The organism is Ochrobactrum teleogrylli (assembly GCF_037482325.1).
GTDB classification, from domain to species: domain Bacteria; phylum Pseudomonadota; class Alphaproteobacteria; order Rhizobiales; family Rhizobiaceae; genus Brucella; species Brucella teleogrylli.
On the sequence record NZ_JBBHKQ010000001.1, the window covers coordinates 2050680 to 2071919 of the forward strand.

Consider the following 21240-nt stretch of genomic DNA (forward strand, 5'->3'; position numbering starts at 1 on the left):
CCTGAGGAGCCGTTGAAAACGGCACATCATCCTGAGTATGTCGAAGGATCGAAGGAGAGGGAAACAAGCAAAGCGCCTGCCCTCGCCCTCGACACGGCGCTTCGCGCCTGCTCAGGATGAGGGAGAAAACAAGTGTCCGGCTGATCTGAAACGATCACGCCTCAAGTGATAGCCGTATACAAAAAAGCCCCATGTTTTTGAAAACATGGGGCTTTTCTATTGTGGGATATTGGTTCTATCAGGCCTTGGTCTTGATCGTATTGACCACATTGCCCCAAGGATCGACGAAGGAGCTATCGTTACCGCCGCGCGTATCTTCCAGCTCAACCCAGGCAAGTCCGGTACGATCTGCATCACGCTTACCGGCACCGGCGCTCTGCCAGGCATTGGCTGCGATATGGTGATGGTAACGCCCCGTGGACATGAACACAGCCCGGTCGCCATAGGTCTGCACCGTCTCCAGCCCAAGCTCGTTGTGCCAGAAGGTTTCGGCCTCATGCGCATTGCCAACACGCAGGTGCACATGGCCGACAACGGTGTTTTGCGGCGCGCCAGTCCATTCTCCGCCTTCGGTCTTGATGACATCAAGCAGGCCACGCACGTCGAGCGCTTCCGTGCCCATTTTCACGCGGTCACCATTCCAATGCCACTTCTCATGCGGGCGGTCGGAATAAATCTCGATGCCATTCCCTTCCGGGTCAGTCAGGTAGATGGCTTCACTGACATCATGGTCTGAAGCGCCGGCAACCGGCAATTGCTTGTCGATAGCCCGGCGCGACCAGCGCGCCAGATCGCCACGCGTCGGCAGCAAGAACGCCGTGTGGTATAGCCCGGCGCTGCGCGGATCATCCGCGCGAGCAGCGGAAAACTGTTCGATTTCCATCAGTTCGCGATCCCCAGCGCCCAACACGATGGAAGCGCCGCGGCGGCTCATTTCGCGCAAGCCGACAACGTCGCGATAATATTCGGCCAATGTTTCCGCATCGCGTGCCTTGAGACCAATACGCGCCACGCGCATTGGCGTAGTCATGGCAAATGGAAGCGGAGCAACCGGACGGGTCGTCTCGGCAACCGGCGTCTTCAATTGCTGTGTCATATCATTCTCCTTCGACGGCATGTCTGCACGCGCGGGCACTATACCGGCCATTAAAGCAGCTCCCGTAGCGCCAAGCACCGAACGTCTGCTGATTGTCATGGCCTATGCTCTCCTTCGCGTTCTGTTCCCGCTAAACATCGCTGTTTGCGGGATCGTTCACAAGATCGCGATCTGAGAACAGGCTGTTCATCATTCGTAACATTCAGCGGCATCGCCGGTGCTTGAAGAAGTCACAAAGGCAATCTAAATGGGTGCTATGAAAGTCAAAGACGCAGATATCCTCATCATCCCCGGTTACACCAATTCCGGCCCTGACCACTGGCAGACCCGTTGGGAGAACAAACTCTCGACAGCGCGCCGCGTGCAGCAGGCCGAATGGTCGAAGCCGGTTCGCGACGATTGGGTGGGCGAAGTCGTCAAGGCGGCGAATGCGGCCACCAAGCCGATAGTGCTGGTTGCGCACTCTCTCGGCGTGGCCACAGCCCTGCATGCCGTGCCGTTGATCCAGCACAAGATCGCGGGCGCATTTTTCGTTGCCCCGCCAGATGTTTCGAACGAAAGCATCCGCCCGAAGCATTTGATGACCTTCGGCCCCTATCCGCGCGACCGACTGCCTTTCCCGACCATCACGGTCGTGAGCCGCAACGATCCTTTCTCAAGCTTCGAAGCAGCCGAAGATGTCGTGAAGGATTGGGGCGCCATGCTGATCGATGCGGGCGAGTCGGGTCATATCAACGCGGATTCCGGTCACGGACCATGGCCGGAAGGCTCCATGGTGTTTGCGGAGTTTATGACGCAGCTACAAGCACCCAAGCAGCACTGAAACAAAAGGCGGGTTTGAACCCGCCTTTTTGGTAGTCAACAATGCAAGCTAAAATCAGGCGCGAACGGCGTCCACAAGCTGTTGTGCAGCAAGACGGAGGTAGCCGCCCTCATTGCTGACCGTCACGAAACGGAAACCCAGCGGAATATAACGTCGCGCAAATTCCGGCGACGGCGAATAAATGCCCGCGATCTTGCCAGCGGCAGCGGCTTTGCGCGCAATATTGCTGATCGGCTCGACAATGGCGTCGGAATTTGGGTTGGCCTCGCGTCCATTGCTCCAGGCAATCGAGAAATCGGCGGGGCCGACGAAGACACCGTCAATGCCGCGCACATCGAGAATGGCATCCAGCACATCATAAGCGTCACGCGTTTCGATCATCGCGAAAGCCAGCGTGTCCTGATTTGCCGTGGTCAGATAATCGTTGGAGCCGGGTGTGCCATAATCGGCATTGGCGCGGAAAACACCCCATGAACGTTCGCCCACCGGCGGATATTTCATGGCTGCTGCGAACTTGCGCGCATCTTCGGCGGAATTGATCATTGGAGCGATCACTGCCTCCGCGCCGAAATCCAGTGCGCGGCTTGCCATGTCGAAGCGTCCCACCGGAATACGCACCACCGGCGGCTTTCCGGCATTCAGCACGTGACCGACGCTGCGCAGCACACTCGCCTCGTCATGACCGCCATGCTGCATGTCCAGCGTCACGGCGTCAAAGGCGGTGTGTGCAAGGATTTCGACCGTCAGCGGCTCAGGGAGAGACGACCACGCGGAGAGCACGGTTTCACCGGCACGCAGACGCGAAGACAGGGACATAGGAATTTCCTTCATTTCATAAGAACGGCATTTCACAATAGCAGGTAAATAAAAATGGGGTGGAAGCACTAGCCGCACTTCCACCCCATGATATCAATCCTGCTGTATCTGACGGATCGCTTCCTCTAGGAACAGTTGCATTTTTTCGCGGATCGTTTCGTCGCTATCGGTGACACCGCCTTCGTCGAAATCGGTGCGGATCTTGCGAAACACATCGTCATCACCGGCCTCGATGAAATCGGCTGCTATGACATCGCGGGCATAGGCCTCGGCCTCGCCATCCTTTTTGCCAAGACGCTCGGCAGCCCACAATCCGAGGAGCTTGTTTCTGCGCGCTTCGGCCTTGAAGCGTAAATCAGCATCGTGCGCGAATTTCTTTTCGAAAGCATCGCGGCGATCATCCATACCTGTCGTCATTCACAAAACTCCCAACAACTGCCATTAGGAATGAGATCGTCACCCATTCTCTTGCCTAAAGCTGGCAAGGGGCGCAAGATTATACAAGAGCGGCAAATCAATTTCTTGCTGTTCGTCCATAATCTTGCATGAGAACGCATCCCGAAAAGTGTAAAACCGTTTTCGGAGAAGATGCGCACCAAAACAAAGGATTGGAGTGCCAGGCTGATAGAATCGGATCGAAACGCGTTTCAGAATCACCGAAAACGGGGGAACGGGCACGAAGCAGGATTGTTAAAAGCCCTTATTTGCTATAGGTAGCCCGCGAGAATAGCGGCTTAGAGCCGATCACCATAGATATGGAAATCCGAGAAAAGCCATGAACCGTCGCCGCCGTATTTACGAGGGCAAGGCCAAGATTCTTTACGAAGGCCCCGAGCCAGGAACGCTTGTCCAGTTCTTCAAGGACGATGCAACCGCGTTCAACAAGAAAAAGCACGAAGTCGTGGACGGAAAGGGTGTACTCAACAACCGCATTTCCGAATATATTTTTACGCAGCTGAACCGCATTGGAATTCCGACCCACTTCATCCGCCGTCTCAACATGCGTGAGCAGCTGATCAAAGAAGTGGAAATCATTCCGCTTGAAGTCGTGATCCGCAACGTTGCAGCAGGCTCGCTGTCCAAGCGCCTCGGCATCGAGGAAGGCACGGTTCTGCCGCGCTCGATCATCGAGTTCTATTACAAGGCCGATGCGCTCGAAGACCCGCTGGTCACCGAAGAACACATTACGGCATTCGGCTGGGCCAGCCCGCAGGAAATCGATGACATCATGGCTCTTGCCATTCGCGTCAACGACTTCCTTTCCGGTCTGTTTCTTGGCGTCGGCATCCAGCTTGTCGATTTCAAAATCGAATGCGGACGTCTGTGGGAAGGCGACATGATGCGTATCGTCGTCGCCGACGAAATCTCCCCGGACTCGGCTCGTCTCTGGGATATCAATACCAATGACAAGCTAGACAAGGACCGTTTCCGCCGCGATATGGGCGGATTGGTCGAGGCCTATCAGGAAGTGGCGCGCCGTCTCGGCATCATGAACGAGAATGACTCGCCCCGTCCTTCCGGCCCTGTGCTTGTGAAGTAATCCGATCAGCCCGGGAGCCGCTAAGACAGACACCTTCCGGGCTGTTTCGTTCGCGACAGGCAATTCCAGATTTTCATCTGAAGTTGTAAGAACCAAATCTAGAGCTACAGGAACTTAAGAGTGATCAAGGCACGCGTCACCGTTACACTGAAAAACGGCGTTCTGGACCCGCAGGGCAAAGCTATCGTCGGCGCACTCGGCAGCCTCGGTTTCGCCGGCGTCAATTCGGTCCGTCAGGGCAAGGTGTTCGACCTCGAACTCGAAGGCACCGACAAGGCCAAGGCCGAAGCAGACCTGAAGGCCATGTGCGACAAGCTCCTCGCCAATACGGTGATCGAAGATTATTCCATCGCCATCGGCTGAGCCAAACAAAGGAAGCAGACGCTCATGAAATCCGCTGTCATTCTCCTTCCCGGCCTCAATCGCGACCGCGACATGATCGCAGCGCTCACCAAGATCACCGGTCAGGCTCCTGTCACTGTCTGGCAGACCGATACCAGCATCCCGGACGATGTCGACCTGATCCTCATCCCCGGCGGCTTCTCCTACGGCGACTATCTGCGCTGCGGCGCAATTGCGGCCCGTATGCCGGTTCTTCAGGCCGTGCGTGAGAAGGCCGACAAGGGCGTCATGGTCATGGGCGTTTGCAACGGCTTCCAGATTCTCGTTGAAGCCGGACTGCTGCCGGGCGCGCTGATGCGCAACGCCTCGCTTAAGTTCGTCTGCCGCGAAGTGAAGCTTGAAGTCAGCAATGCGAACACCGCCTTCACCCGTGGCTATCAGCCGAACCAGATCATCCGCTGCCCGGTCGCGCATCATGACGGCAATTATTTCGCCGATGCCGAGACGCTGAAGCGTATCGAAGGCGAAGGTCAGGTCGTGTTCCGTTATGCGGAAGGCACCAATCCAAACGGTTCGGTCAATGATATTGCCGGTATCGTCAATGCGCGCGGCAATGTGCTTGGCATGATGCCGCATCCGGAAAATCTGATCGAAGCGGCCCATGGCGGCGACGATGGGCGGGCGCTTTTTGCGGGCGCGCTGGGCATCGCAGCCTGATAAGTTTCGAAGAAGGGCGGTTCTCTATGAGACCGCCCTTTTTCATTTTCTTCACCGAATTGCATTGCCGGTAAGATAACGTTCCCTGCCCGCACCCTCGACGACGAAAACCAGTCTAGCTTGTCGCCTGCTTTCGTGGCAGTTTTGCCTTGGGAGAATTCCTTGGCAACCGAATCGGGGGGACAAAATCATGCAGCTTTATTCTCGGCCTCTGTCTCCTTACTCCGCTTTCGTGCGCAGCGTTCTCTATCTGAAGGACCTGCCTTTCAAGCCGATCACACTGCCCTATCCCTTCCCGGCCGATTTCGGTGAAATCACGCCTTTGCGCCGTGTTCCCGTGCTGATTACCAGTTCCGGCGAAACGCTTTTTGAAGCCGTTGTGATTGCCGAATATCTCGAAGATCATTTTCCTGAAAAGCCGCTCCTGCCCGGCACGCCGCGCCAGCGCGCGCTGATCCGGCTTCTGGCCCGCGTTGTGGAGCTGGAAGTTCTTGGACCGGCGATGAAGCTGTTCATCCTGCTGAGCAAACCGGAGCGTGACAGCGCAACCATCGACCGCCTGTTCGAAAAACTGAATACGGGCCTGTCGGTGATCGAACATCGCCTCCCGGATACGTTTTATGCCGTTGGCGAAGAGCCGACGCTGGCTGATGCCTGGCTGCTACCGGTGCGCTTTCTCATGGAACCATTGAAGAAGCTTTCGGGAAAGCCGGATTTGCTGGACGCGTTTCCGAAATTCGATGCCTATGCCGCGAAGGCAAAGCAACATCCGGCTTTTGAGCGCATCTGGAACGAGATGAGCGATGGACTAAAGGCCTTCATGCCGCAGCTGGCCTGAGAGCCCGCTGCGCCGCCCCTTCCTGTCATTATTCCCCCTCTGCGCGCCTCCAGTCCTCCCCGGTGGCACGCCCTTTTGGAGTTCGTTTCTTGACGAAAAAGACCATCGCTTTCATCGCCTTGCCTGCGATTGCGCTTCTTGCGGCCTGTACGCCGCGTCCGGCCAGTGGACCAGTCACGCAGAATGTCAGCAAGGCTGCGCTACCGACGATGGAACGCATTGCACTGGCCGCCAATAGCTGCTGGTTCAAATCGAAGGACAAGGATTTCCGCAGCTATTCGCTGGCACCGGAACTCAATTCTTTCAGCGGTCGTCCGCGTATCCTCGTCGTGCCGGGGCACAATCCGGCAGCGCGCCCGCTGCTAGTCGTTCAGGCGGAAGGCAATCCCGCCCGTGTCGAAACCTTCGGCCCGATGCTCCAGGAAAGCCACGGCAACCGCATTCTCAGTGACGTCAACCGCTGGGCATCTGGCCAGAAGGGCTGCTAAAATTGAAACCCTCCCGCAAAAATGCGGGAGGGGTCATCTCTATAACAGCTGTCGACGACAGCGAATGTGTGTTTCAGTTCTTCACATCGAATTCGTTCTTGGCAGCGCAGGCGGTCGCTTCCCGTTTCAAAGCTTCAGATTTCGTCCCGCCTGATGCCAATGTCTTTAAGCTGTCTATCGTCCAGCTCCATAAGCATCTTCCGGGTCCGACGTCTTGACGAAGATGCCCGGACTTTATCGACAAGCCCTGTCCAAGCCTTGCGTATCCTGTGCGGCACAACCGAAACTGACCGAGCGCGCAAGCCCTTGCTTAAATCACTCGCAATATCGACTTCCGGCAGAATAGTAATTGCGTCAATCACATCATTGGTTGGCCTGATGTAGTTCATTACAGCAGCCTCCTCTTTTCAAACATTAGCTTCATGCGAATGGATTGATGATTAGGATGCTACCAAATTCACCAATATGAACAATTACAAGTACTTGCGCTGGATTTCTGCCTCGCTATTTTGCCATAGCCATTATTTCGATACTGCTCATATAGAGCTCGACGATTGCAGGCATGTTCCTGCATGCGCGTAAGCCCGGAGCGGGTTTGGGAATTTCAGCGCAGATGAAAACGTACCTTGCGCGCTTCCCGCTCGGCTTCGCTTCTTCTGAGGCCAATATCGCGCAACTGCTCCTCGGTCATTTCGAACAGTGCAAGGCGACTGCGACGCATCATGCTTTTGTGTGACAGCCAGTTGAAGAGCCGACGCAGCAGGCCCGCATCCGTCGCTTCCCCCGACGCAGCCTCCAGTTGAGCATGCAACCCACGGGGCAGTTCGCTTATACGATCCGCATCCGGCATGGGGGAAATTGTATCTATTGTCTCTGTCTGCAGTCTGAAGTAAAACATCGTTCCGTCCATTCATGTGCGCGCCTGATGCCATAGGGGGCCAGATTTGAAGGTCATTCACGGCAATCTGGATATAGGGGCATCAATCGGCTGCGAAATGACTCTATAATTGACTCCGTAACCGATACAATTTATAAGTTGTCACCATGACAAATTGGATTCCTGACCTATCGTGCAAAACCGGCCCGCTTTACCTGCAATTGGCGGATGCGATTGAGGAAGCGATCGGCAATGGTGGATTGCCTGCGGGCGTGAAACTGCCGCCGCAGCGCAATCTCGCTTACGATTTGAAGGTGACAATCGGTACAATCGGGCGCGCCTATGCGCTTGCCCATGAGCGTGGCCTCGTCACCGGTGAAGTCGGGCGCGGCACCTATGTGCTAGGTGAAGAGTCGTCCGAATCCGGGCTGGTTCCGCCCGGACTGATTGGTACGAAACCGGCTGACGTGCCAACGGGTAAAATCCGGCTCGATTCCACCTCGGCGCCGGAAGTCGGCCAGCACGATGTGCTGGCGCGGATCAGCGCCGACATTCACCGCGATTTTCCGCAGGAGATTGCCAACTATTCGCGTCAGTTTCCGCAGCATTGGCTGGAAGCGGGCCAGAAATGGCTCGGCAGGGCCGACTGGCAGCCGGATCTCGACAATATCGTCATCACCAATGGCGCGCAGGCCGCAAGCATTGCCATCATCACGGCTTTCACCAATCCGGGCGACCGCATTCTGTTTGAAAACCTGACCTATGCGCAGATCAGCCGTTCGGTGCGACTTCTCGGTCGTCGCACTATTCAGGCTGCGCATGATGAATACGGCCTCATCCCGGAGGAATTCGAGCGCGCCTGCCGCCAGCAGCACCCTACTTTGGCATTTCTCATGCCAACGCTGCACAATCCGACGCTTGCGACCATGACGGCGGAGCGTCGTCGCGCGATAGCCGATATTGCGCGGCGGTATAATGTCTGGCTCATCGAGGACGACATTTACGGCAGCATGTGCGAAAGCGACATTCCGCTCTTGGCAAGCTTTGCACCGGAGCGCACTTTCGTCGTGTCGAGCCTCTCAAAGGCGGTAGCCGCTGGCATACGCAGCGGCTGGGCCGCCTGCCCTTCGCATTGCGCGCAACGGGTCAAGGTCACGCACAAGATGATGACGGGCGGCGTGGCTTTTCTGCTGGCTGAAACCGGCGCACAGCTTGTGCTGTCCGGCGCCGCCGACGATATCCGCGAAAAAAGCCGTATAGAAACAAGAGCGCGTGAAGAAATAGCGCGCCGCGTGTTTTCCGGCTTCGATTTCGTGTCCCGCCCCAATATCCCTTTTCTCTGGATGGGACTGCCCGAGCCATGGCTCTCCGGCACATTCAAGGCTGCGGCCTATGAAAGCGGCATTCTGATTGACGATGAGGACGAATTCAAAGCCGGTCGCGTCGATCAGATTTACCACCGCGTGCGCGTCGCCTTCTCGTCACCGATAGACAGGAACATTGTCGAAGACAGCTTTCTGACGCTGCGGCGTCTGCTTGAAAACGAACAGGCGGGCTATGAGGGCAGCGTGTAAACGCTGCCGCTTGCCGGGCTGATAGAGTTTCGATGCAATCAGATGCTGAATCAGGCCGGGAAAGCGGCATTTTCCTGTCGCGCTTCCAACAGAGTTAGGTTAAAGAGACCCCTTGAAACCTTAGGTGTCCGCCCTTCGCCAGAAGTTTCCGGGTGCCACAGCCTGCGACGGGGTCCCTCATCTCCATGACTATTTCCAATAAGCGCGATATCACGCCGGAACTTATCGAATCCCACGGTCTCAAGCCGGACGAGTATCAGCGCATCCTCGAATTGATCGGTCGCGAACCGAGCTTTACTGAACTCGGCATTTTCTCGGCCATGTGGAACGAGCATTGTTCCTACAAGTCCTCGAAGAAATGGCTGCGCACGCTGCCGACCACCGGTCCGCGCGTCATTCAGGGCCCCGGCGAAAATGCAGGCGTCGTGGACATTGGTGACGGCGATTGCGTCGTCTTCAAAATGGAAAGCCACAACCACCCGTCTTATATCGAGCCCTATCAGGGCGCGGCGACCGGCGTGGGCGGCATTTTGCGTGACGTGTTCACCATGGGCGCGCGTCCCGTTGCTGCGATGAATGCGCTGCGCTTTGGCGAGCCGGATCATCCGAAGACCCGCCATCTGGTGTCCGGTGTCGTGTCCGGCGTCGGCGGCTATGGCAACGCGTTTGGCGTGCCGACCGTTGGCGGCGAAGTGAACTTTGACAAGCGTTATAACGGCAATATCCTCGTCAATGCTTTTGCAGCCGGTCTTGCCAAGCATGACGGCATCTTTTTGTCGGAAGCCAAGGGCGTCGGCCTGCCGGTCGTCTATCTTGGCGCCAAGACGGGCCGTGACGGCGTCGGCGGCGCGACCATGGCCTCGGCTGAATTCGACGAATCGATTGAAGAAAAGCGCCCCACCGTTCAGGTCGGCGATCCCTTCACCGAAAAGTGCCTGCTTGAAGCCTGCCTTGAGCTGATGGCGTCAGGCGCAGTCATCGCCATTCAGGACATGGGTGCGGCGGGCCTCACATGTTCTGCTGTTGAAATGGGCGCAAAGGGCGACCTCGGTATCGAACTCATTCTCGATCATGTTCCGGTTCGCGAAGAGAACATGACCGCCTATGAAATGATGCTTTCGGAAAGCCAGGAGCGCATGCTCATGGTTCTGAAGCCGGAAAAGGAAGCCGAAGCCCAGGCGATCTTTCGCAAATGGGGTCTCGACTTCGCCATTGTCGGCAAGACGACTGACGATCTGCGTTTCCGCGTCATTCATCAAGGCGAAGAAGTCGCCAATCTGCCGATCAAGGATCTGGGCGACGAAGCGCCGGAATATGATCGTCCGTGGATGGAACCGGGCAAGCATGCGCCACTCCCGGCCAGCAATGTGCCGCAGGTGGAAGACTATTCGGCAGCGCTTCTCAAGCTCATCGGCTCGCCTGACCTTTCGTCGCGCCGCTGGGTCTATGAGCAATATGATACGCTCATTCAGGGCAATTCGCTGCAGGTTCCGGGCGGCGACGCCGGTGTGATCCGCGTTGAAGGCCATGACACCAAGGCGCTCGCCTTCTCGTCGGACGTGACGCCACGCTATTGCGAAGCCGATCCCTTCGAAGGTGGCAAGCAGGCGGTTGCCGAATGCTGGCGCAACATCACCGCGACCGGCGCAGAGCCGCTGGCTTCGACCGACAATCTGAACTTCGGCAATCCTGAAAAGCCGGAAATCATGGGCCAGCTCGTCAAGGCCATAGAAGGCATTGGCGAAGCCTGCCGCGCGCTCGATTTCCCGATCGTTTCGGGCAATGTCTCGCTTTATAACGAGACCAACGGTCAGGCCATTTTGCCGACGCCGACCATTGCCGGTGTCGGCCTTATTCCGGACTGGACGCAAACGGCCAAGATCGGCGGCATGCAGGACGGCGACACGCTGGTTTTGCTTGGCGGAGACGGCACGCATCTCGGCCAGTCGGTCTATCTGCGCGATCTCTTCGACCGTGCCGACGGCCCTGCCCCGTTCGTCGATCTCGCGCTTGAAAAGCGCAATGGCGAATTCGTCCGCTCGGCAATCCGCAATGGTCAGGTTACGGCCTGCCACGATCTTTCCGACGGTGGACTGGCAATCGCTGTCGCCGAAATGGCGATCAAGTCTGGCAAGGGCGCAACCCTCAATGCTGGTGACGGCCTGCCGCACGCTGTTCTGTTCGGTGAAGATCAGGCGCGCTATGTGATCGCCGCCACGCCGGAAATGGCCAAGCTCATCGCGCTCAATGCCGAGGGTGCAGGCATTCCGTTCCGCATTCTGGGTCAGGTCGGTGGCGACCGTCTGACCATCGGCGATAGCGTCAATGTCGGCGTTACCGAACTGACGCGGGCTTTCGAAGACTGGTTCCCGGGCTTCATGAGCGGTGAGTTGGTCAGCGATAACTGATCGTCGCTGAACCAGCAGAAGTTAAAACGCCTGGATGAACATCTCATCCGGGCGTTTTGCCTGTATGGACCACCTGTGTGGCATTTAAACATTAGACAGATACACATTGACGTTCCACGATGGTGCGATACGATTCGATGGGTAACAAGAAGCTGGAAACGGCGGGAGTATTTGCATGGCTATGGACGCACATGAGATCGAAAAACTGATACGCGAAGGGATTCCCGGCGCAAAGGTGACGATCCGCGACCTTGCCGGTGACGGGGATCATTATGCAGCCGAAGTGGTCGCGGAGAGCTTCCGCGGCAAGTCGCGCGTGCAGCAGCACCAGATGGTCTATGACGCGCTGAAGGGCAATATGGGCGGCGTGCTTCACGCGCTTGCCTTGCAGACCAGCGTTCCGGAGTGAACCGAAGCGCTTATTGAGCGGACGGCATCTGCTGCGGCAAGATGTTGCCCCTTCAATCCGGCACTTCGCGCGTATTTGACTTGCTTTCACCCGCACGGGGTGGTTACGAGCATGGAAATGATTATATTGGGAGAGACCTCCCAATTAAGCCGGAAATCGACCCGGCGAGTTTGTTTGAAGCGTGATGCGGCCCCATATGTTCCAACGACATTGGGCACACGCTCTGAAAGGAAACGAGATGACCGGCATTAACGATTTCATCGACAATGAAGTGAAGACCAACGACGTCGTGCTTTTCATGAAGGGCACGCCCGGCTTTCCGCAGTGCGGCTTTTCCGGTCAGGTCGTTCAGATCCTCGACTATCTTGGCGTCGACTATAAGGGCGTGAACGTGCTTGCCTCCGACGAGATTCGCCAGGGCATCAAGGAATATTCCAGCTGGCCGACCATCCCGCAGCTTTATGTGAAGGGTGAATTCGTCGGTGGCTGCGATATCGTGCGCGAAATGTTCCAGTCCAACGAATTACAAGCACTTTTTACCGATAAAGGTATTGCCACCAAGGCTGCTTGAGGATTAATAGCCGGTCATACGGCTTTAGTCTTAGCTTTTTACAAAAGGCGCCGTTTATCGGCGCCTTTTCGTTTTTATCCGACGGCAGTTTCTGCCGGGTGCCTCATTTTCGAGATTTCGACGTTCGTACCGCCCTTTACTGGCGCGGCGCGTCAGTATGCCAAGGAATGTCAGTCATGCCGATCGACATAAAGAACGCCTCGCCGGACCAGAAGACCTCCATACACGGGCGCGGCGAATTCATTGCACTGATCGCGGCTATCATGGCCATCAATGCGCTGGCGGTTGATATCATGCTGCCCGGCCTGCCGCAGATCGGCGCGAGCCTCGGCGTGCAGTCTGAAAACCATGTGCAATTCGTGATCACCGCCTATCTGCTGGGCTTCGGTGTCTCGCAGCTGTTTTATGGACCGCTCAGCGACCGTTTCGGTCGCCGTCTGCCACTGTTCGGCGGCTTGGTGATCTATGTGCTGGCCGCGCTCGGTGCCGCCATGGTCACGGATTTCACCACGCTCATCATATTGCGCGTGCTTCAGGGACTGGGTGCCGCGGGCACCCGCGTCATTGCCGTTTCAGTGGTGCGCGACCGTTTTGCCGGTCGCCAGATGGCGGAAGTCATGTCGCTGGTGATGATGATCTTCATGATCCTGCCGGTGGTCGCACCCGCCACCGGACAGCTGATCATGCTGTTTGGCGAATGGCACCTGATCTTTCTGTCCATGGCCGTGATGGCGCTGATCGTCGGCATATGGGCCTTCATCCGCCTGCCTGAAACGCTGCCCACAGACCAGCGCCGCCCGCTGACCATCAAAAGCGTGATCGGCGGCTTCGGTATCGTGCTGTCGAACCGCGTCGCGCTGTTCTACATGCTTGGCACGTCGTTCATCCTCGGCGCGCTGTTCGGCTATATCAATTCCGCCCAACAAATCTTCGTTGATATCTACAAGCTCGGCTCCTACTTTCCGCTGGCGTTTGCTGCGGTCGCCATGACACTGGCGCTGGCGTCGTTCCTCAACTCCCGCCTCGTCGGACGGTACGGCATGCGCCGCATCTCCCAGTCCATGCTGCTGGTTTTCACCAGTTTCAGCCTGCTCTGGATGGTGCTGTCGATCGTGCTGGTCGATCCGGTGCCGTTCCCGCTGCTGATGGCGATCTACATGACCATCATGTTCTCGTTCAGCCTCGTGACGGCCAATTTCAACGCGCTTGCGATGGAGCCGCTTGGTGAAGTTGCAGGCACGGCATCGTCCGTTCTCGGCTTTGCCCAGACGGTCATCGGTGCTGCGCTGGGTGCGATCATCGGTCAGGCCTTCGACGGCACTACGACGCCGGTCGCCATGGGCTATGGCGTGCTTGGCTTCGTCGCGCTGATCTGCGTGCTGATCGCCGAACGCGGCAAGCTCTTCCGGGTGCAGAACCCGCCTGCCGAACATGTGGTCGGTTGATTTTCAATGAGAATAAAAAACCCGCCATTCCGGCGGGTTTTGTTTTTACTCTTCCCAGAGCGTGGCCTGAATAGCCTGCCAGCTGTCCTTACTCGGCGCAGCCAATATGCCCCCGCCGATATGCGACGGATGATAATCGCTACCGTCCCAACGGGCGAGATGGCCGCCTGCTTCCTGATGGATCAGTGCGCCGGGCAGATGGTCCCAGGGCATCAGCTTGTTATAGACCGCGAAATGCGCGCCGCCGGTCGCGAGAATGCGATAGTCATGCGCTGCACAGCGATAGCCGATCTGCGACAGGAATTTCGTATGATTGCGCGCAAGACGGGACCGCAGCGGTTCCGCCGTGTACTGCCACGAGATCGTGCCTGTCATCTGGTCGATAGCGGCGGGCGCTGCAACGCGGACCTTGCGCGTGCTGCCATTGGCATGGCGAATATAGCTGCCGCTGCCCTTTGTGGCCGTGATCCAGTCATTGCCGACCGGATCGTGGATGATGCCGGCAACGGTCTCGCCTTTCGACACGACCGCTAGCATAACACCGAACAGCGGTACGCCGGATGCAAAATTGAACGTGCCGTCCACCGGATCAATGGTGAAAGCAAAATCGGCATCGCCGAGTCCATCGAGCAAGGCTGGATTGTCGGAGCACGCTTCCTCGCCCACAATCATCGCATCGGGATAGCGTTCTTTCAGCTTTGCGGTGATAAAGCGCTCTGCATTGACGTCGGCTTCCGTCACCAGATCGGCGGGGGACGTTTTCTGCCGGATATCGTCCGCGTCGAGCGTGCGGAAACGCGGCATGATTTCTTGCTGGGCAGCTTCTGCCAGAAGATCGGCAAGCCAGTCGATCTGGCCTTCATCAAAGCGCACTGTCATTCCCTTCATTCTTCTCGTCCTGCGGACCAGCCATCAGGCCCGCGAAATCGAACAGCTTGCGGTCCAGAAGATGGCTCGGGCGCACATTGGTCATGGCGCGGATCATCGTGTCCTTACGGCCCGGCATGCGCTTTTCAATATCCGTCAGCATGGCCTTCATGGCATTGCGCTGAAGCCCTTCCTGGCTACCGCACAGGTCGCAGGGAATGATCGGAAACTGCATGGAGGTTGCAAATTTTTCCAGATCGTCTTCCGCCGCATAAGCCAGCGGGCGGAACACCATCAGATCGCCTTCGTCGTTCAGAAGCTTCGGCGGCATGGCGGCAAGGCGTCCGCCATGAAACAGGTTCATGAAGAAGGTTTCGAGAATATCCTCGCGATGATGGCCGAGAACGATGGCCGAGCAGCCCTCCTCGCGCGCAATGCGATAGAGATTTCCGCGACGAAGGCGCGAACAGAGCGAGCAATAGGTGCTGTTCTCTGGTAGCTTGTCCGTCACAATGGAATAGGTGTCCTGATATTCGATGCGATGCTCGATGCCATAGCGGTTCAGGAAATCCGGCAGAATGTGCTTTGGAAAATTCGGCTGTCCCTGATCCAGATTGACCGCGAGCAGTTCGACCGGTAGCAGGCCGCGCCATTTAAGATCGAGCAGCAGCGCCAGCAGGCCATAGGAATCCTTGCCGCCGGAAAGACAGATCATCCAGCGCTCGCCGGGCTTCACCATAGCAAAGTCTTCGATAGCCTGACGCGTCAGACGTAGAAGGCGCTTGCGCAGCTTGTTGAATTCGACCGTGGCGGGCACGTCGCGAAACAGCGGATGGCAACCGTCTCCGCCGGTCTCTTCCGAGATACCGGGCAAATTATCTGGCGCAATATTCGGATCGAAAGCGTTCATGGCTCTTCTCGGATGCTGTCTGGTATAGCGCTTTACATACAGAAAAGCCGCCCATGGGGAAACCATGGACGGCCATTTCTTTGCGATAAGTGGCGCCCGAAGGCGACCAGATTAACGCGAGTAGAATTCGACCACGAGGTTCGGTTCCATCTGGACGGCGTAAGGCACATCCGTCAGGGTCGGAACGCGGGCGTAGGTCGCAACCATCTTATTGTGATCAACTTCGATGTAGTCCGGCACATCGCGTTCTGCGAGCTGAACAGCTTCGAGAACAACAACCAGCTGCTTCGACTTTTCGCGAACTTCAACAACGTCACCGGCCTTCAGGCGGTAGGACTGGATGTTGACGCGACGGCCGTTCACGTTCACGTGACCGTGGTTGATGAACTGGCGTGCAGCGAAGATCGTCGGAACGAACTTTGCGCGGTACACAACAGCATCCAGACGTGATTCGAGAAGACCGATCAGGTTTTCACCCGTGTCGCCCTTGCGGCGAGCGGCTTCGTCATAGGTCTTGCGGAACTGCTTTTCCGAGATATCGCCGTAGAAACCCTTGAGCTTCTGCTTGGCGCGCAGCTGCACACCGAAGTCCGAGAGCTTGCCCTTGCGGCGCTGGCCGTGCTGACCCGGGCCATATTCACGACGGTTAACCGGGGACTTCGGGCGGCCCCAGATGTTTTCGCCAAGACGGCGATCAATCTTATACTTTGCGGATTCGCGCTTGCTCATCGCATTTCCTTCAAAAAGTTAGTGCGCCATACGGCGCAGACAGGAAACGCGCCCTCCTCTGCCCTCCGTTTTCGAGGACTGACAGGATGAAGCGCGCGAGCGCAATCTTCATCCACGGGACACGTCAAATGAAACGCCAGCGCGTTAAAGCGCCAGCGATGGCGGGCTTTTAGTCATGTGCATGTCATCTTGTCAAGTTCGAACGCTTGCCAAAGCCCAGATAACCGGGCGTTTAAAGCGCTTTTCGCCGTCTTTTGCAACATATTGCCATCAAGCGTGAAGGAACGCGGCTTCTCTTTGCGGCATTATGCAGTCGGGGCTGTAGAAAATGAGGTATTCATTGGTGTTGCTGGTCCTACCCCGTTTCCTATCCCGTAGAAATTCAACTGCCGCTGTTCTCCTCCTCAGTTTCCTCGGTTTTACGGGAGAAACGGCTCTTTATCCTCAGCCCGCACAGGCGCAAAACTTCATCGAAAAAATCCTGAAGCGCGATGCGCAAAAGGCAAAGCAACAGCGCAAGCGCCCGTCGGCCAACCCGCAAAAGAAACGGCAGGAAAGAAAGCCGCCAGCCCGGCAGGATAAAGCTCCGACTAAACCTGCACCACAGTCAGCATTGCCTGTTGTCGTTCCTGTTCCAACACCGGCACCCAGACCAGCGCCTGCTCCCGAACCGAAGACCGAGGCAGAGCCCGCCGTCATCATTCCGCCTGAAAAGCCCACCCCGCCACAACAGGCGGAGCCAGAACAGCCGCAGCCTTCAAAACCTGCCGCTGATGGACGCGTCTATCAGGTGGCGTGCCCCGCGCTGATTTCCGGCGAAGTAGAGGGCAAACTTCTGACACCCATCGAAGACGGCGCGCAATGCGGTCTCCATTCGCCGCTCTCACTGACGGCAATCGGCAAGAATGAGCCGCTCAAGCTTGCCAATCCCGTCACGACGAACTGCGCCATGGCGGTGACACTCGCCCAATGGAGCAACGACGTTAAAAACGCAGCACAGGATATCTACGGCAAGGATATCAAGATTACCCAGATCGGCACCGGCTCTGATTATCAATGCCGCAAGGTGAATGGCGCATCCACAGGCCGCGTGTCGGAACATGCCTTTGGCAATGCGCTCGACATCATGTCCTTCACATTCTCGGACGGCAGCAAGACGCAGCTGGAAAGCGGCTGGAATGGCGCCGACAAGGAAAAGGCCTTCTGGCGCGCTGTGCACGGCGCAAGCTGCAAGCTTTTCATGACCGTCATCGGCCCGGATGGCGATGCGGCGCACCGCACCAACATACATCTTGATCAGGGATGCCACGGCAAAAGCTGCACGGCCCGGATATGCCAGTGAGAAAAGTGCATAACCGCCCGGAATTCATAAAAAAATCCAAATCCGGTTTCTAGTTTGATGCGGTATTATCGATTCCAGAACGGGTCCGCCTGTGACAGAATCACTGGAACCGCTCTCTTTGCCTATTTTGCAGGGTTTCCGAAAAGGATATGGGGCATGCAATTGACCAAAATTATACTTTCCACCCTTTGCGCCATCGGCTTTGTGACCGCCGCTCACGCGGACGCTGTTCCGAAGCGCTCGAAAGATTTTACGGGTAATTACCAGACATTGGTCAAGGACCAGCAGGCCTCGCCACAGGTGGCCGATTGTGTGGCCAGCGGTTATGATCTGGTGAAAAAGGACAAGAAATACGACCGTCTAGGCTTCACAAAAGACGATATTTCGTCGGCCACAACCAATGACACATCATCGAAGTTCAGCGCCAAGGACCCGCGCAAGGTCTCAGCCGTCATCTCGGTGCCGGGCGAAGCGCGTATCAAGAGCACGGGCTATAAATGGGATGGCGTCAATCTGCGTTGCGGCATCACCAATGGTAAGCTGACGGCCATCGAACTGGTTCAAACGAAAGCCGCACAATAATTTGATCGGCAACAGCCACACAGAACCGAGCACCTGATCCCAAGTCAGGTGTTCTTTTTGTCGTCGACATGCTGAGGCAGACCGTTGCGCTTGGTCTCGGCGAATTCTTCCAGTTCTTTCTCGCTCATCGATTCGTACATCTCTTTCGATGCGCCGATTAACTCGCTGACCTTGATCTCGCCGCGCTTGGCCGCCAACGCAGCACCGGCAGCCTTTTGCTGGGCTTGAGATTTTGCAGGCATGAACTCTTCTCCTTTTGCGCCGCCCCAAGGCCAACGCGACGGATAGAAATCAGTTCCCGCCGCTAGTCCTGCTCGCTGTCGAAACGAGAGCGCGCACTGCGTAGCGACGCCCGGTTTGCAACCGCCCATTGCCCCAAACTGTCGATAGGCCCCGCCAGCGAATGACCAAGCTCGGTCAGCGAATATTCGACTTCCGGTGGTGAAGTCGGTCGTACATGGCGCGAAACCAGCCCGTCGCGTTCGAGCGAACGCAGCGTGACCGTCAGCATACGCTGCGAGATTCCTTCAATTTCTCGCCGTAAGGCATTGAAACGCATGGAACCGCTCTGCAAGCTGAAGATAACAAGAATGCTCCACGTGTCGCCAACCCGGTCGAGCACATCACGGATCGGGCAAGAACCCTTGCCGTCCGTCTCAAAGGCCGGTGTGGAAGACAAAAGCGGCGTCTTGGCGTCTGGTCGTGTCGGTATCGTCATAGTCACTCTTATCACATACTCGCTTGTTGGGATCAAACCGGATGCTTGCGTCTGCCCTTCCGCCAAGCCCATGGGCTAACAACCCCACACGTCCAAACGTCCTTATCTTGCCTTTTGGACGGTTACTTCCATGTTTCCTACCCATGTAGAAGTGCGTTCTTCACAAGCCCGGTAGCCTGACATATGTAGTTACCAGAAATAACCTGATTATGAAACATACCTTAAATGGCTGAACTACAAAAGCGTAAGGAAGGAACTGGAATGGCTAAAATCGCACTGATTGGCGCAACGGGTTTTGTTGGCGCAGCAATCTTGAAGGAAGCCGCATCGCGCGGCCATCATGTTACGGCGCTGGTACGCCACCCGGAAAAGGTGGAAAAGCTTGCCAACGTGACCGCCGTGAAAACGGACGTGTACGACACGGATGCGCTCGCCAGCCAGCTTTCAGGACATGACATCATCATTTCCGCATTCAATCCCGGCTGGGGCGACACGAATATTCGTGAAAACCACATCAAGGGCAGCCGCTCGATCAACGAGGCAGCCAAGAAGGCAGGCGTCAAGCGTCTAATCGCGGTCGGTGGTGCTGGTAGCCTGTCGATCAACGGCCAGCAACTTGTCGATTCCGCCGAATTCCCGGCAGAATGGAAAGAAGGTGCTCTGGGCGCCCGCGAAGCGCTGAACGAGCTGCGCAAGGAAAGTGGCCTCGACTGGACCTTCGTGTCGCCAGCGATCATTCTTCAGCCGGGTGAACGCACGGGCAAATATCGTCTTGGCGGTGACGAGCCCGTTTTCAACGACAAGGGCGAAAGCACTATTTCGGTCGCTGATCTGGCTGTCGCTATCGTCGATGAGGCCGAACAGGGCAAGCATATCGGCAAGCGTTTCACCGCAGCCTATTGATTACTGCTTCTTGATCGCATTTCTGCTTTAAAAGCAAAGCCGGACGGTAAATGCCATCCGGCTTTAGAGCGCATCCCGAAAAGTGTGAAACGGTTTTCGGAACAAGATGCGCGTTAAAACAAAGAGTTAGAGCGCCGATCTGATCCAATCAGATCGAAACGCGCTTTAACGTATCAAAACAACCTGCGGAGACCGTATGGAACTCGGAATCTATACTTTTGGCGATCTTGGTCCAGACGTGGAAACCGGAAAGCCGATCGCCCCGCAACAGCGTATCAGCAATCTGATCGAGGAAATCGAGCTGGCCGATCAGGTGGGGCTCGATGTCTTCGGCCTTGGCGAACACCATCGGCCCGATTATTCGGTATCCGCACCCGCCGTTGTTCTGGCTGCTGCGGCCTCGCGCACTAAAAACATCCGGCTGACGAGCGCAGTCACCGTCTTGTCGTCCGACGATCCCGTGCGCGTTTACCAGCAGTTTTCGACGCTGGACCTGATCTCGAATGGACGCGCTGAAATCATGGCCGGACGTGGTTCGTTCATCGAATCCTTCCCGCTCTTCGGGTACAATCTCGACGATTACGACACGCTTTTTGCCGAAAAACTCGATCTGCTTCTAACGATCCGCGACAACGAACGCGTGAGCTGGACCGGGACGACGCGCGCAGCCATTGACGGGCGTGGTGTCTATCCCCGTGGCGTGCAGGAACAGCTGCCCATATGGCTCGCCGTTGGCGGTACGCCAGCTTCCGTCGGTCGCGCCGCCCTGCTCGGATTACCATTGGCTCTCGCCATTATCGGCGGCTACCCGGAACGGTTTGCCCAGCTGACCGATTTTTATCGTGAAGCTGGCGTAAAAGCGGATCATGCGCCGGAAAAGCTCAAAATTGGAATCAATTCGCATGGCTATGTGGCTGAAAACGCTCAACAAGCAGCGGATGAATTCTATCCGTCCTATTCACAAGTCATGGCAAAGCTTGGCCGGGAACGCGGCTGGCCGCCAACCACGCGAGAGCAATTCGACGCAATGCGCGAACCGCGTGGATCTCTTCTGGTGGGCAGTCCGCAGCAGGTCATCGACAAGATTCTCGCCCAACACAGCTACTTCAAGCACGACCGCTTTTTGTTCCAGACAGCGCTCGGCAATCTGCCGCATAAATATACGATGAAATCGATTGAGCTGTTCGGCACCAAGGTTGCGCCGGAAGTTCGCAAAGCGCTCGGCGTGGTATCCGCGACATGAAA

General features: G+C 56.7%; 25 protein-coding genes. 15 read left to right on the top strand and 10 right to left on the bottom strand.

Annotation, left to right across the window (positions count from 1 at the left end; all coding sequences use genetic code 11):
* Positions 1-238 precede the first annotated feature (238 nt).
* On the bottom strand, positions 239-1195 hold the full coding sequence (locus tag WIX40_RS09575; RefSeq protein ID WP_371830779.1) for a VOC family protein: 957 nt from the start codon (positions 1193-1195) through the stop codon (positions 239-241).
* Between the two features lie 157 nt (positions 1196-1352).
* Between WIX40_RS09575 and WIX40_RS09580 the strand changes: the two genes are divergently transcribed.
* Positions 1353-1919, top strand: coding sequence for an alpha/beta hydrolase (locus WIX40_RS09580; protein WP_121536296.1), 567 nt, complete (start codon positions 1353-1355; stop codon positions 1917-1919).
* 54 nt (positions 1920-1973) lie between these two features.
* Here WIX40_RS09580 and WIX40_RS09585 read toward each other — a convergent pair whose 3' ends face one another.
* Both WIX40_RS09585 and WIX40_RS09590 read right to left on the bottom strand, forming a co-directional pair.
* A complete protein-coding gene (locus tag WIX40_RS09585) occupies positions 1974-2741 on the bottom strand; it encodes an HpcH/HpaI aldolase family protein (protein WP_209445956.1) in 768 nt (255 codons plus the stop codon).
* A gap of 87 nt (positions 2742-2828) precedes the next feature.
* Positions 2829-3152 (bottom strand): DUF1476 domain-containing protein, encoded by a 324-nt coding sequence (locus tag WIX40_RS09590; RefSeq protein ID WP_109368829.1) that lies wholly within the window; start codon positions 3150-3152, stop codon positions 2829-2831.
* Between the two features lie 358 nt (positions 3153-3510).
* Between WIX40_RS09590 and purC the strand changes: the two genes are divergently transcribed.
* The 5 genes from purC to WIX40_RS09615 all read left to right on the top strand — a co-directional run bounded on the left by purC (position 3511) and on the right by WIX40_RS09615 (position 6660).
* Complete coding sequence (gene purC / locus WIX40_RS09595) at positions 3511-4275, top strand: phosphoribosylaminoimidazolesuccinocarboxamide synthase (protein WP_109368827.1); 765 nt, start codon at positions 3511-3513, stop codon at positions 4273-4275.
* A gap of 120 nt (positions 4276-4395) precedes the next feature.
* Complete coding sequence (purS, locus tag WIX40_RS09600) at positions 4396-4638, top strand: phosphoribosylformylglycinamidine synthase subunit PurS (protein WP_124915641.1); 243 nt, start codon at positions 4396-4398, stop codon at positions 4636-4638.
* A gap of 24 nt (positions 4639-4662) precedes the next feature.
* A complete protein-coding gene (gene purQ / locus WIX40_RS09605) occupies positions 4663-5334 on the top strand; it encodes a phosphoribosylformylglycinamidine synthase subunit PurQ (RefSeq protein WP_109368825.1) in 672 nt (223 codons plus the stop codon).
* A 190-nt stretch (positions 5335-5524) separates the two neighbouring features.
* Entirely contained in the window at positions 5525-6172 is a 648-nt protein-coding gene (locus WIX40_RS09610; RefSeq protein ID WP_109368824.1) for a glutathione S-transferase family protein, read from the top strand.
* 89 nt (positions 6173-6261) lie between these two features.
* Positions 6262-6660 carry a hypothetical protein gene (locus tag WIX40_RS09615; protein WP_121535884.1) on the top strand — a complete coding sequence of 133 codons (399 nt, stop codon included), beginning with the start codon at positions 6262-6264 and terminating at the stop codon, positions 6658-6660.
* Positions 6661-6794: 134 nt separating this feature from the next.
* Here the strand turns inward: WIX40_RS09615 and WIX40_RS09620 are convergent, their stop codons facing one another.
* Both WIX40_RS09620 and WIX40_RS09625 read right to left on the bottom strand, forming a co-directional pair.
* Positions 6795-7049, bottom strand: coding sequence for a YjiS-like domain-containing protein (locus tag WIX40_RS09620; protein WP_109368822.1), 255 nt, complete (start codon positions 7047-7049; stop codon positions 6795-6797).
* A 215-nt stretch (positions 7050-7264) separates the two neighbouring features.
* Complete coding sequence (locus WIX40_RS09625) at positions 7265-7570, bottom strand: DUF1127 domain-containing protein (RefSeq protein ID WP_109368821.1); 306 nt, start codon at positions 7568-7570, stop codon at positions 7265-7267.
* Between the two features lie 134 nt (positions 7571-7704).
* Here WIX40_RS09625 and WIX40_RS09630 point away from each other — a divergent pair, with 134 nt between their 5' ends.
* From WIX40_RS09630 to WIX40_RS09650, 5 genes are all read left to right on the top strand, one after another.
* Positions 7705-9111, top strand: coding sequence for an aminotransferase-like domain-containing protein (locus WIX40_RS09630; RefSeq protein ID WP_121535881.1), 1407 nt, complete (start codon positions 7705-7707; stop codon positions 9109-9111).
* 185 nt (positions 9112-9296) lie between these two features.
* Positions 9297-11519, top strand: a complete 2223-nt coding sequence (gene purL / locus WIX40_RS09635; protein WP_121535878.1) for a phosphoribosylformylglycinamidine synthase subunit PurL — start codon at positions 9297-9299, stop codon at positions 11517-11519.
* Positions 11520-11694: 175 nt separating this feature from the next.
* The gene (locus WIX40_RS09640; RefSeq protein ID WP_007874594.1) at positions 11695-11928 is read left to right on the top strand and encodes a BolA/IbaG family iron-sulfur metabolism protein; all 234 of its coding nucleotides are present in this window, start codon (positions 11695-11697) and stop codon (positions 11926-11928) included.
* Positions 11929-12166: 238 nt separating this feature from the next.
* Complete coding sequence (gene grxD, locus WIX40_RS09645) at positions 12167-12499, top strand: Grx4 family monothiol glutaredoxin (RefSeq protein ID WP_078338449.1); 333 nt, start codon at positions 12167-12169, stop codon at positions 12497-12499.
* A gap of 176 nt (positions 12500-12675) precedes the next feature.
* Positions 12676-13944, top strand: a complete 1269-nt coding sequence (locus WIX40_RS09650; protein WP_121535875.1) for a multidrug effflux MFS transporter — start codon at positions 12676-12678, stop codon at positions 13942-13944.
* 45 nt (positions 13945-13989) lie between these two features.
* Here the strand turns inward: WIX40_RS09650 and WIX40_RS09655 are convergent, their stop codons facing one another.
* The 3 genes from WIX40_RS09655 to rpsD form a co-directional block, all read right to left on the bottom strand.
* Positions 13990-14817, bottom strand: a complete 828-nt coding sequence (locus tag WIX40_RS09655) for an inositol monophosphatase family protein (protein WP_121536294.1) — start codon at positions 14815-14817, stop codon at positions 13990-13992.
* On the bottom strand, positions 14807-15721 hold the full coding sequence (ttcA, locus tag WIX40_RS09660; RefSeq protein ID WP_121535872.1) for a tRNA 2-thiocytidine(32) synthetase TtcA: 915 nt from the start codon (positions 15719-15721) through the stop codon (positions 14807-14809). The genes WIX40_RS09655 and ttcA overlap by 11 nt, the downstream gene beginning before the upstream one ends.
* Before the next feature lie 111 nt (positions 15722-15832).
* The gene (rpsD, locus tag WIX40_RS09665) at positions 15833-16450 is read right to left on the bottom strand and encodes a 30S ribosomal protein S4 (RefSeq protein WP_121535869.1); all 618 of its coding nucleotides are present in this window, start codon (positions 16448-16450) and stop codon (positions 15833-15835) included.
* 328 nt (positions 16451-16778) lie between these two features.
* On the opposite strand from rpsD, the gene WIX40_RS09670 reads away from it, so the two are divergent.
* Together WIX40_RS09670 and bspC are read left to right on the top strand one after the other, a co-directional pair.
* Positions 16779-17792, top strand: coding sequence for an extensin-like domain-containing protein (locus WIX40_RS09670; RefSeq protein ID WP_339439831.1), 1014 nt, complete (start codon positions 16779-16781; stop codon positions 17790-17792).
* A 156-nt stretch (positions 17793-17948) separates the two neighbouring features.
* Complete coding sequence (gene bspC, locus WIX40_RS09675; RefSeq protein ID WP_121535863.1) at positions 17949-18374, top strand: type IV secretion system effector BspC; 426 nt, start codon at positions 17949-17951, stop codon at positions 18372-18374.
* Positions 18375-18418: 44 nt separating this feature from the next.
* Here the strand turns inward: bspC and WIX40_RS09680 are convergent, their stop codons facing one another.
* Both WIX40_RS09680 and WIX40_RS09685 read right to left on the bottom strand, forming a co-directional pair.
* A complete protein-coding gene (locus tag WIX40_RS09680; protein ID WP_121535860.1) occupies positions 18419-18616 on the bottom strand; it encodes a DUF3008 family protein in 198 nt (65 codons plus the stop codon).
* Positions 18617-18678: 62 nt separating this feature from the next.
* Complete coding sequence (locus WIX40_RS09685) at positions 18679-19092, bottom strand: winged helix-turn-helix transcriptional regulator (RefSeq protein WP_121535857.1); 414 nt, start codon at positions 19090-19092, stop codon at positions 18679-18681.
* 261 nt (positions 19093-19353) lie between these two features.
* Between WIX40_RS09685 and WIX40_RS09690 the strand changes: the two genes are divergently transcribed.
* Together WIX40_RS09690 and WIX40_RS09695 are read left to right on the top strand one after the other, a co-directional pair.
* Positions 19354-19995: an NAD(P)-dependent oxidoreductase gene (locus tag WIX40_RS09690; protein ID WP_109368813.1), complete on the top strand. Its 642-nt coding sequence runs from the start codon at positions 19354-19356 to the stop codon at positions 19993-19995.
* Positions 19996-20191: 196 nt separating this feature from the next.
* Positions 20192-21238 (top strand): LLM class flavin-dependent oxidoreductase, encoded by a 1047-nt coding sequence (locus tag WIX40_RS09695; protein ID WP_121535854.1) that lies wholly within the window; start codon positions 20192-20194, stop codon positions 21236-21238.
* Positions 21239-21240: the final 2 nt, after the last annotated feature.

What these genes read in the sequence shown, in the direction of transcription:
- WIX40_RS09625 (WP_109368821.1), bottom strand. Translation starts at nt 7,570, where the DNA reads ATGGACGGAACGATGTTTTACTTCAGACTGCAGACAGAGACAATAGAT.
- WIX40_RS09590 (WP_109368829.1), bottom strand. Translation starts at nt 3,152, where the DNA reads ATGACGACAGGTATGGATGATCGCCGCGATGCTTTCGAAAAGAAATTC.
- WIX40_RS09640 (WP_007874594.1), top strand. Translation starts at nt 11,695, where the DNA reads ATGGCTATGGACGCACATGAGATCGAAAAACTGATACGCGAAGGGATT.
- WIX40_RS09690 (WP_109368813.1), top strand. Translation starts at nt 19,354, where the DNA reads ATGGCTAAAATCGCACTGATTGGCGCAACGGGTTTTGTTGGCGCAGCA.
- WIX40_RS09685 (WP_121535857.1), bottom strand. Translation starts at nt 19,092, where the DNA reads ATGACGATACCGACACGACCAGACGCCAAGACGCCGCTTTTGTCTTCC.
- purL (WP_121535878.1), top strand. Translation starts at nt 9,297, where the DNA reads ATGACTATTTCCAATAAGCGCGATATCACGCCGGAACTTATCGAATCC.
- WIX40_RS09680 (WP_121535860.1), bottom strand. Translation starts at nt 18,616, where the DNA reads ATGCCTGCAAAATCTCAAGCCCAGCAAAAGGCTGCCGGTGCTGCGTTG.
- WIX40_RS09695 (WP_121535854.1), top strand. Translation starts at nt 20,192, where the DNA reads ATGGAACTCGGAATCTATACTTTTGGCGATCTTGGTCCAGACGTGGAA.
- WIX40_RS09670 (WP_339439831.1), top strand. Translation starts at nt 16,779, where the DNA reads ATGAGGTATTCATTGGTGTTGCTGGTCCTACCCCGTTTCCTATCCCGT.
- WIX40_RS09575 (WP_371830779.1), bottom strand. Translation starts at nt 1,195, where the DNA reads ATGACAATCAGCAGACGTTCGGTGCTTGGCGCTACGGGAGCTGCTTTA.
- purC (WP_109368827.1), top strand. Translation starts at nt 3,511, where the DNA reads ATGAACCGTCGCCGCCGTATTTACGAGGGCAAGGCCAAGATTCTTTAC.
- ttcA (WP_121535872.1), bottom strand. Translation starts at nt 15,721, where the DNA reads ATGAACGCTTTCGATCCGAATATTGCGCCAGATAATTTGCCCGGTATC.
- WIX40_RS09580 (WP_121536296.1), top strand. Translation starts at nt 1,353, where the DNA reads ATGAAAGTCAAAGACGCAGATATCCTCATCATCCCCGGTTACACCAAT.
- purQ (WP_109368825.1), top strand. Translation starts at nt 4,663, where the DNA reads ATGAAATCCGCTGTCATTCTCCTTCCCGGCCTCAATCGCGACCGCGAC.
- rpsD (WP_121535869.1), bottom strand. Translation starts at nt 16,450, where the DNA reads ATGAGCAAGCGCGAATCCGCAAAGTATAAGATTGATCGCCGTCTTGGC.
- bspC (WP_121535863.1), top strand. Translation starts at nt 17,949, where the DNA reads ATGCAATTGACCAAAATTATACTTTCCACCCTTTGCGCCATCGGCTTT.
- WIX40_RS09610 (WP_109368824.1), top strand. Translation starts at nt 5,525, where the DNA reads ATGCAGCTTTATTCTCGGCCTCTGTCTCCTTACTCCGCTTTCGTGCGC.
- WIX40_RS09620 (WP_109368822.1), bottom strand. Translation starts at nt 7,049, where the DNA reads ATGAACTACATCAGGCCAACCAATGATGTGATTGACGCAATTACTATT.
- grxD (WP_078338449.1), top strand. Translation starts at nt 12,167, where the DNA reads ATGACCGGCATTAACGATTTCATCGACAATGAAGTGAAGACCAACGAC.
- WIX40_RS09630 (WP_121535881.1), top strand. Translation starts at nt 7,705, where the DNA reads ATGACAAATTGGATTCCTGACCTATCGTGCAAAACCGGCCCGCTTTAC.
- WIX40_RS09650 (WP_121535875.1), top strand. Translation starts at nt 12,676, where the DNA reads ATGCCGATCGACATAAAGAACGCCTCGCCGGACCAGAAGACCTCCATA.